Source organism: Synechococcus sp. H60.1 (assembly GCF_047462335.1).
Classification (GTDB): domain Bacteria; phylum Cyanobacteriota; class Cyanobacteriia; order Thermostichales; family Thermostichaceae; genus Thermostichus.
Genome location: NZ_JANSJA010000140.1, coordinates 1 through 9,574, shown reverse-complemented (window position 1 = coordinate 9,574; position 9,574 = coordinate 1). Strand labels below are relative to the sequence as shown.

Genomic DNA, 9,574 nt, shown 5'->3' with positions numbered 1-9,574 from the left:
TCGCGTCAGCGGCGCGTAGCGCTTAAGCCCGCTCCGTACCGCTTAGCGGTCGGAGTCGGGTAGTTTACGAGGCTAAGTACCCCGACTGATCGCGTCAGCGGGCTTGGGGCTCTTGGTCAGCAATTGGCAGGAGTAGCAATGCCAGCCTCGCAACTGCAAGCTGGGCGCGAGACCAGCCTGGCCAAGCTTCGCAAGGAACGCCGGAGGGCAACCACTCGAAGGAGTTTGCATGAGGTCGCTACTGGCAAGCAGCTATGGCAAAATGCCAACTTGGGGGATTGCTAATTTTTGACGTTCAACGGTTGGAGGGCACGGCTCCTAACAGCGCCGTGTAATGGTGTGTGATGAAAGTCGGAGATCGAGTGCGGGTGCGTACCAGCGTGATCGTCTATCACCACCCGGAGCATCGCAATCAACCTTTTGACCTCAAAGGGATGGAGGGAGAAGTGACGGCTGTGATCCAAGACTGGAACGGTCGCCCGATCAGCGCTAATTTTCCCTTTCAGGTGCAGTTTGGGAATAAGTTCCGCGCCCATCTGCAGGCCGACGAGCTGGAGGTGATCGAGTCGAGCCCCTCCTCCGAGACTGCAGCCTAGGTGAGACCCAGCAGGGTACGGTTGGTTTCCAGGATCGGCTGGATCAAAGCAAACTCCGCGGGGGTGAGGTACTTGGCTATCACCTCTTGCAAGAAGCGGTAGGTGGCCTCACAACTGCGCTGGGTGCGGAAGGCCCGCATCAAGGTCTGAAACCAGTAGAGAAATCGCTCCTTGTAGCGCTGCTCATCGTCTAGGAGCATGGCCAAAGCTGAGAGACGCAAAACCCGCACCGTGTCAGCCTTCCATTTGTTGCTGAAGTCTTCTACTCCCCGCATGAGCAAGTAGGGATCCAAGGCCCGCAGCTTTGCCTCCACCTCGCGGATGATCTCGGCCTCCGCCTCCTGGATTTTGCGATAGGCGCCCAGGCGCAGCTCAAAGGAGGCCAGGTAGGTCTCCATGAACTGCATCTCTTCATCTCTGAGGTAGCGTCCGTCGGCAGCCAGGCTCAGTTGGCGCAGTTGAGTCAACATGGGGATTCCCTAGAAAACCAAGGAAAGAGGGGAAATGCCGCCCTTTCGTCCCCGATCCTAGCCGCAAGCCCGTTGACAAAAGTGCGCGATCCTACGGATCTTCGACTATTCTCCCCGGCCTCTTAGCCGGGTTAATATTAATTAATAGTCTATCGTTGCAGGAATCCACTCGACCCCAGATGCCATCTGTGAGTTCGATAAAAAGCACCCTTTGGGAGGAAATGCTTCCGTGAGTCAGAAAGGTAAAAACAAAAAATGGAGAAGTGCCGGGTTGTATGCGTTGCTGGCCATTGTCTTGATCTCGCTGGCCACAACCTTCTTCGGCACCCGTCCGGCTGAGCGTCTGGAGATTAGCTACTCCGACCTAATGAGCCGCGTGGAACGGGGCGAGGTCAGCAAAGTCTTGGTCGAGATTGCCCCCGATGGCCGCCAAATCGCCATTGCCGAGGCGGAGATCAACAACCGCGCCACCCAAGTGCAGGTCAACCTGCCTCCCCTCACCCCCGATTTTGAGAACACCTTGCTTTCCCAAGGGGTGGAGCTGGCGGTGCGCCCGGTTCAGGAGGAGGGTCTGCTTGGGCGCATCCTCAGCACCTTCCTCTTGCCCGTCCTGCTGCTGCTTGGCCTGTTTTTCCTGCTGCGCCGAGCCCAGAACGGCCCTGGCAGCCAAGCGCTCAACTTCGGCAAGTCGAGGGCGCGGGTGCAGATGGAGCCAAAAACTCAGGTTACCTTCAACGATGTGGCCGGCGTTGACCAGGCCAAGCTGGAGCTGGCGGAGGTAGTGGACTTTTTGAAAAACCCTGAGCGGTACAACGCTCTAGGCGCTAGGATCCCGCGCGGGGTGTTGCTGGTTGGCCCCCCAGGTACGGGTAAAACCCTGTTAGCCCGTGCTGTGGCCGGAGAGGCGGGTGTGCCCTTCTTCTCCATTTCCGGTTCCGAGTTTGTGGAGATGTTTGTTGGGGTAGGGGCCTCGCGGGTGCGGGATCTGTTCGAGCAGGCCAAGCAAAATGCCCCTTGTATTGTCTTCATCGACGAAATCGATGCCGTGGGTCGGCAGCGGGGAGCCGGCTTGGGAGGTGGCAACGACGAGCGGGAGCAAACCCTGAACCAGTTGCTGACCGAGATGGACGGCTTTGAGGGCAACTCCGGCATCATCGTTATCGCCGCCACCAACCGCCCCGATGTGTTGGACGCGGCGCTGCTGCGGCCCGGTCGCTTTGACCGCCAAGTAACGGTGGATCGCCCTGACTTCCAGGGCCGCCTGGAGATCCTCAAAGTGCATGCCCGCGGCAAAACCCTGGCCGCCGATGTGGATCTGGAGAAATTGGCCCGCCGCACCCCTGGGTTTACCGGCGCAGACCTGGCCAACCTGCTCAACGAAGCGGCCATCCTGGCGGCCCGCCGCAACCTCACGGAGATCTCGATGGACGAGATCAACGACGCCGTGGATCGGGTGCTGGCTGGCCCAGAGAAGAAAGATCGCCTCATGAGCGAGCGGCGCAAGGAGCTGGTGGCCTACCACGAGGCAGGACACGCCCTGGTGGGATCCCTCTTGCCCAACTACGATCCCATTCAAAAGGTCACCATCATTCCCCGTGGCCAGGCAGGCGGCCTCACCTGGTTTATGCCTAGCGATGACGACATGGGCCTGACCACCCGTGCCCACTTGAAAAACATGATGACTGTTGCCCTGGGGGGCCGGGTGGCGGAGGAGGTCGTCTATGGCGAGGCGGAGGTGACCACGGGGGCAGCCAGCGACCTACAGCAGGTGGCCCGCATTGCCCGCAACATGGTCACCCGCTTTGGCATGAGTGACCGCCTAGGCAACGTGGCCCTGGGCCGCCAATATGGCAACATCTTCCTAGGCCGTGAGATTGCTGCCGAGCGGGATTTCTCTGAGGAGACGGCGGCCCTCATCGACGAAGAGGTGCGGCGGCTGGTGAATGAGGCCTACCAGCGGGCCACCTACCTGATCCGGGAAAACCGCGCCCTCTTGGATCGCATCGCCCGCCGCTTGGTGGAGGCCGAAACCATCGATGGAGAAGAGCTGCAGGCAATCATCGATAGCTCAGAGGTGGTGATGCTGCCGCCTGAGGAGGAGCCGGAGCCGCTGACCTTCCCGGTAACCCTCAACGCCAGCGCCTAGACCTGGGATCCCTGCCTTTCCCCTTGAGGAGGGCAGGGATCTCACTTTTCGCATGATGATAGCCATCTCCCCTCTCCCTCTGGGAGAGGGGCTGGGGGTGAGGGCCATTCCTCTGGGAGAGGGGCTGGGGGATCCTAGCTGACCACAGCCGAACCTGAGAAAGTCCGGCTCACCTCTGCTTCCAGGGGCTGAGGCTCGTAGATTTTCAACACGTACTCAGCCACCATGCGGTCGGTGTTGAAAACCGGGTTGAGGGTGCGGATTGCTTCTTTCATGCGGGCAATCCAGCGGCGCGGGATCCCTTTTTCATCCCGGTCGTAGAACATGGGGATAATCTCGTATTCCAATACATCGTAGAGGGAGTTGGCGTCCAGATCGTCTTGGGTGGCTGGGTCCAGGCCTTCGATCTCTTGGCCGATGGCCCAGCCATTGCGGCCGTTGTAGCCTTCGGGCCACCAGCCATCCAAAACAGATAGGTTAAGCCCCCCGTTGAAGCCCACTTTTTGCCCGGAGGTGCCGGAGGCCTCCAGAGGACGCCGCGGGGTGTTGAGCCACAGATCCACTCCTTGGATCAAATTGCGGCTGACGTAGGCATCGTAATTCTCAATAAAGGCAACCCGGTGAGCCACCTCAGGTCGATTCGACCATTCCACCACCCGTTGGATCAGGCGCTTGCCTTCTTCGTCCCGCGGGTGCGCCTTGCCGGCAAAGATAATTTGCACGGGGTACTCTTTGTTAGTGAAGATGCGAGTGACGCGCTGCAAATTTCGCAGGATTAGATCTCCCCGCTTGTAGGTGCTAAAGCGCCGGGCAAACCCAATCGTCAAGATCTTGGGATCCAACAACTGGTTGACAGCCTGAATGCGCTCGTTGCTTTCGCCGCGGTTGCGCCGCGCTCGCAACACCCGATGACGGGTAAAAGACACCAACCGCTCGCGCAGGGCTTCCTTGCGCCGCCACAGCTCCTCATCGGGAATTTCTTCCACCTTGGCCCACAGCTCCGGATCCGATACCCGCTCCGGCCAGTCGGGACCCAGGTATTGGTCGTAGAGGTTCCAGAAGAGGGGGGCAACCCAGGTGCGGGCGTGAACCCCGTTGGTAATGGAGCCGATGGGCACCTCATCCACCGAGCGCTCGGGGTAGAGCACATGCCACATCTGGCGAGAGACGCGCCCATGTAACTTGCTCACCCCATTGGCTGCCCGCGCATAGCGCAAGGCCAGCACCGTCATGTTGAAGGGCTCCCAGGGATCCCCGCCGCGCCGCGCTCCCAGAGCCAAAAACTGCTCCCGCGTCAAGCCCAGTTGTGGCCAGAAAGAGGCAAAGAAGGCATCCATCTCGTTTGGGCTGAAAGCATCGTGGCCAGCCGGCACCGGCGTGTGAGTGGTGAACACACATTTCTCCCGCACCTTGGCCTCTGCTGCCTCAAAGGGCGTGCCCCGCGCCACCTCCTCTCGCAGCAGCTCCAGGGTCAAGAAGGCGGCATGCCCCTCGTTCATGTGATAGACCATGGGATCCAGGCCCAACTGGCGCAGCAGGCGCACCCCCCCGATGCCGAGGATACACTCCTGGGCAATGCGCGTATCGGTGCTGCCGCCGTAGAGATGGGCAGTAATCCAGCGGTCGATGGGATCATTCTCCGGCAGGTTGGTATCCAGCAGGAAGAGGGGCACCCGGCCCACATCCACCCGCCAGGCGTGTGCCTTCACCAGCCGCTGCCGCATTACCACTTCCACCAACAGAGGGCTGCCGTCCGGCTGCCGCACCAGTGTCAGGGGCAGCGATTCGAACTGAGAATCTTCGTAGAGCTCCCCTTGCCAGCCGCTGTTGTCCAGGCGCTGCTGGAAGTAGCCTTGGCGGTAGAGCAGTCCCACACCCACCAGCGGCACCCCCAGATCGGAGGCGGACTTGAGGTGATCGGCGGCCAACATGCCCAGGCCTCCGGAGTAGGTGGGCAAAGACTCGTGTAGGCCATACTCAGCGCAGAAGTAGGCAATGGGGCGCTGCCAGTCGTAGGTTTTCATGGTGCGTCTGGCCCAGGTATCCTCGGCCGCCATGTACTTGCGATAGGCCTGCACCATGCGATTGAGCGTGTTGAGGTAGTTGACGTCAGTAGCCAAGGCCGCCAAGCGTAAGTAAGAAACCTCCTCTAGCATGCGCACCGGGTTATGGGAGGTTTTTTCCCACAGGGTGGGATCCATTTCCCGAAAAATGGTGAGATGATCGGGGTTCCAAGTCCACCAATAGTTGCGGGCAATCTCGCACAAAGGGGTAAGCGCCTGCGGCAGCGCCGGGCAACGTTCAGGAAAAGCGGGGGCTAAGGTGGCAAGGGACATAGGGCAGATACCTGAGGTTAAAGCTATGGGCTCGAAAAAGAAGAGGTAGAGGTCGATCCCCGTAAACGTATCTCAATTAATAATTATTGAGTCGATCCTGAGGATCCGCAAAAGAGAATTCAAGATTTCTACAAAATCTTTGGGGGACGCAACTCAGCTTTTGCGGGGCTTTCCTCGATCTTGCCACAGTGGCGTGGAGCCCTCAAAGACAGCGACCACCAGCAGACCAGCTTTCGATTCCGCCGCACTCAAGAGATGGTGTGGCATCAGAGTTGACAAGATCTGCAGAACCCCACCGAACTCTCAGGAAACCTCTCCAGAGCAATCAAAATGTTGCTACCCACAAACCCTCAAAAACTACAGCTACTTTTGCTACCAATCGGTTATTTTCTGGGTCTTTTCCCGAAGTTGAGCTCTAGCGTCCCTCCACCACGGCCAGGCGGGTGTTGCGGTAGTAGTGGCTGAGGATCTGTTGGTAGGAGTAGTTTTGGCTGGCCAGGGCGGCAGCTCCCCACTGGCTCATGCCTACCCCGTGCCCGTAGCCGCGCCCTTGGATCTCGAAGAAAGCCGGGAAGGTTGCCGCAACAGGGGTCAGGCTGGCTGTGGTGGCCGTCTCCCCGCGGGGGCTGATGGCGATCATCGTGCTGCGCAACCCCAGGGCTCGCCGGAATTCGCTGCCGCTGACGTCTTTGCTGCCTTGGGATCCCAGCAGGCGCAGGGTGATGGCCCGTCCCCAAGGGGATCGGCGCAGGATCTCGACGGAGCGAATCGCCCCGATCCCGTCAGCCAACTGCTGGAGCTGTTGGGCAGAAATGGTAGCCGTCCAGCTAAACACGGGTGACTGCTGGTCGAAATCCGGCACCCCTTGCAAGTAGGGCCGCGACTCTAGCCAAACATTGCCGGCATCATCCGTGTGGCCGCCGCTGGAGGAGTGGAAAACCGCGTTGATCAACTGCCCCTGGTGGATAAGCACCTGGCCAGCCGTCTCGCGGGCTGCCGCTTGGGTGCGGTTGGATTCGGCAGCCACCCCTTTGTAAACCTGCCAATCGATGCCATTTCCCAAGTCGAAAGGCTGCTGGGAGCGACGACTGCGGTGGTAGAGGGCATAGGTGCGGGAGGCCACGGCTTGGGCTTTGAGGGCCTCCATCGGGAAACGGTGCCCCATCTCGCTGCCCACCACGCTGGAAACGTAGTCCTCCAAGCCAACTTGGTTGATGGCGATCACCCCACTCTCGCCGGGGATCAGCTCCACCCAGCCGCGGTACCAGTTCTGGTCGATGAACACCAGCCCATCGGGGGTGGTGGGCTGTAGGTAAAGGCGTTCTCCCTGTTGGCCAGCCAAACTGACCGCCGAGCCTATCCGGCTGGCCTGCAGCGGCTGCATGGCCGGAACTTCGGCCAGTGGCCGTCCCTGGGCATCCAACAGGCGGGCCGGGGCAGAGCTGCCAAGCCTGACCTGCGGCTTGTTGATGGCAATCCCCACCCGCAGCAGCACCCGCGCCTGCACCGGGAAGGCCAAGCAGAGCCAGGCCCAGACCAGAAGGCCGATCCCCCTCAGCCAAGCCGAGGGCAGCGGAGACACAACCGGAGAGGAAAAGAGGGCTACACTCACACGTCACTCCTCTGGGTAGAGACCACCTATGAGCAGCGGATTCCATGCCCACCGATGGGGGAGGAAGGGATCCACCAGAAGATCTACAAAGCAAGGCCTGAGGAGGCAGATCTCAAAACCCACCCGAAACTCAAGCCGCTGCCTGTCCTAGGGGATCCCGGCCAGCCGCTCGCGTTAGCGGGCCGGAGGCCTTAGCCGATATGACAGTATCAAAAACCTCTCGCGGATGCACGACTTCAAGCCGACCTTTTTGTCGCCCAAGTTCCCCATTAGGTTGCCAGGGGGATCCCCCGCCGGCGGCTAAACCACTGCTGCAACAGGCGACGACACTCGGCCTCGCAAACCCCACCGATGACCTCTGGGCAATGGAAGCTGGCGGCAGAAGCGGGCACATTGAGCACGCTGCGCAGCGCGCCGGCCTTGGGATCGTCGGCACCGTAGATCACCTGGGCCAGCCGCGCTTGGCTGATCGCCCCCGCACACATGGGGCAGGGCTCGAGGGTGACATATAGCCGACAGCCTTGCAACTGCCAGTTGCCCAGGCGCTGCCCTGCCTGCCGTAGGGCCAAAATCTCTGCGTGGGCCGTGGGATCCCGATCCCGTTCCCGCCGGTTGCCGCTCAGGGCCAACAACTCTTCCCCCGGCCCCACCACTAGGGCAGCCACCGGCACCTCCCCAGCTTCTCCTGCCCGCTCGGCTTCTCGCAGGGCCAACTGCATCCAGGCGCGGTGGCGCTGCCACGGATCCCGCCCCTGGGGCAACAAAGAGGGGAGCTTGCTCGAATTGCCGATCGTCATTGGGCGTTTGAGCACTGCCGTTGCCCGCCAGATTTGCTAAGTTGAGCCCAAAGCTCTCACCAATCTAGAGGAATGGGTGAGGGTGGGTAGAATAGACGTAAGGTTGGACTGGGCTGGCGTCAGTTGGCAGATTTGGCGCAGGTTCTTTCCATCTTCGCATTTGTTTTCTCGGCAATACGGCTTAGCTTTGGGAGGGATCATGGCGCGGCTTCTACGGCAAACACTTTTGGCAATGACTTTGTTTGGCGGCGGCGTTGCCTACGGGGTTTGGTTGTCCTCGCCAAGGGGGCAGGAATGGTTGCAGCAAACTCCTCTTGCCAGCTGGACGCGGCAGATCCACGAAGAAATGAGATCCCTTCTGCCCTCGTCCGTGTCCCGTCCCGCAGCCGAAGGTTCTGCTTCTCCTGCCGATGCCGTACATCCCTCCAACTTTATTGCCGCTGTTGCCCAAAAGGTCGGCCCAGCGGTGGTGCGCATCGACGCCACCCGCACCGTAGCCAGCCCCATCGATCCCGAGCTGTTTAACCAGCCCCTGTTCCGCCGCTTCTTTGGGGGACAAATCCCGCAACTGCCGCAGGAGTTTCAGCAGGAAGGCACCGGATCCGGATTCATCATCGACGCCAACGGCCTCATCCTTACCAACGCCCACGTGGTGGAGGGTAGCGAGCGGGTTAGGGTTCATCTGCTGGATGGGCGCACCTTTGAAGGGCAAGTCAAAGGCTCCGATCCGGTGACCGACATCGCCGTGATCCAGATCGAGGGCGAAAATCTGCCCACCGTTACCTTGGGCAACTCCGACCGGGTGCGGCCAGGAGATTGGGCCATCGCCATCGGCAACCCGCTGGGCCTGGACAACACCGTAACGGCGGGGATCATCAGCGCCGTCGGGCGCTCCTCTGGCCAAATTGGGGCCGCCAACAAGCGGGTGACGTTCCTGCAAACGGATGCGGCCATCAACCCCGGCAACTCGGGCGGTCCCCTGCTGGATGCAGAAGGTCGGGTTATTGGAGTGAATACAGCTATTTTCCAGCGGGCCCAAGGGGTGGGCTTCGCCATTCCCATCAACCGCGCCATGGAAATTGCCGAGCGACTGATCCGCGATGGTCGGGTGGACCACGCCTTCCTGGGCATTCGCATGATTACCCTCGATCCCGATTTGGTGGCGCGCCTCAACCGCGACCCGGCCCGCCCCACCCCCCTGACGGTGCAAGAAGGGGTGTTGATCGGGCAGGTGATTCCCGGATCTCCCGCTGAGCAAATTGGCCTGCAGGAAGGGGATGTCATTGTCGAGATCGACGGCCAGGCCATTCGCGACGCTGAGCAGGTACAGCAGTTGGTGGAAGCCGCAGGGGTGGGTAAGAAGCTGACGCTGCGGGTCATCCGCGATGGGCAGGCGCGCACCTTCCAGGTGAAAACGGGGGTGCTGCCGGTGGGTTCTTGAGCAGGTAAGCTGGGATCCCGGCCCCGGCTAAACCCATGGCAAGGCAAGCTCACCTTATTCTTAGCAAGCTCCCCTACGACGACTTAGCTTAATCGGTGGGAAGCGCTGCACTGTATTGGTGAATTGTGTTTACAGTCGTTATGAACTACCCCACCGCGCAGGCGGGTGGGGTTTCC

7 protein-coding genes are annotated in these 9,574 nt (G+C 60.7%); 3 read left to right on the top strand and 4 right to left on the bottom strand.

Translation table 11 applies throughout. The annotated features are described in order from the left end of the window. Positions 1 to 344: 344 nt before the first annotated feature. Complete coding sequence (locus NW852_RS07415; RefSeq protein WP_414364941.1) at positions 345 to 596, top strand: ferredoxin-thioredoxin reductase variable chain; 252 nt, start codon at positions 345 to 347, stop codon at positions 594 to 596. On the opposite strand, the gene NW852_RS07410 is transcribed toward NW852_RS07415, so the two are convergent. Further along, positions 593 to 1,066, bottom strand: coding sequence for a phycobilisome protein (locus NW852_RS07410; RefSeq protein WP_414364942.1), 474 nt, complete (start codon positions 1,064 to 1,066; stop codon positions 593 to 595). The two genes, NW852_RS07415 and NW852_RS07410, sit on opposite strands and share 4 nt — an antisense overlap. A gap of 229 nt (positions 1,067 to 1,295) precedes the next feature. On the opposite strand from NW852_RS07410, the gene ftsH reads away from it, so the two are divergent. Beyond that, positions 1,296 to 3,212, top strand: a complete 1,917-nt coding sequence (ftsH, locus tag NW852_RS07405) for an ATP-dependent zinc metalloprotease FtsH (RefSeq protein ID WP_414364944.1) — start codon at positions 1,296 to 1,298, stop codon at positions 3,210 to 3,212. Positions 3,213 to 3,346: 134 nt separating this feature from the next. Here the strand turns inward: ftsH and glgP are convergent, their stop codons facing one another. From glgP to NW852_RS07390, 3 genes are all read right to left on the bottom strand, one after another. After that, on the bottom strand, positions 3,347 to 5,548 hold the full coding sequence (gene glgP / locus NW852_RS07400) for an alpha-glucan family phosphorylase (protein ID WP_414364945.1): 2,202 nt from the start codon (positions 5,546 to 5,548) through the stop codon (positions 3,347 to 3,349). 415 nt (positions 5,549 to 5,963) lie between these two features. After that, positions 5,964 to 7,160 (bottom strand): SpoIID/LytB domain-containing protein, encoded by a 1,197-nt coding sequence (locus tag NW852_RS07395; RefSeq protein ID WP_414378596.1) that lies wholly within the window; start codon positions 7,158 to 7,160, stop codon positions 5,964 to 5,966. A gap of 269 nt (positions 7,161 to 7,429) precedes the next feature. Further along, entirely contained in the window at positions 7,430 to 7,957 is a 528-nt protein-coding gene (locus NW852_RS07390) for a nucleoside deaminase (RefSeq protein ID WP_414385803.1), read from the bottom strand. 199 nt (positions 7,958 to 8,156) lie between these two features. Between NW852_RS07390 and NW852_RS07385 the strand changes: the two genes are divergently transcribed. Continuing rightward, positions 8,157 to 9,398 (top strand): HhoA/HhoB/HtrA family serine endopeptidase, encoded by a 1,242-nt coding sequence (locus NW852_RS07385; RefSeq protein ID WP_414399120.1) that lies wholly within the window; start codon positions 8,157 to 8,159, stop codon positions 9,396 to 9,398. The last annotated feature ends 176 nt before the right edge of the window (positions 9,399 to 9,574 follow it).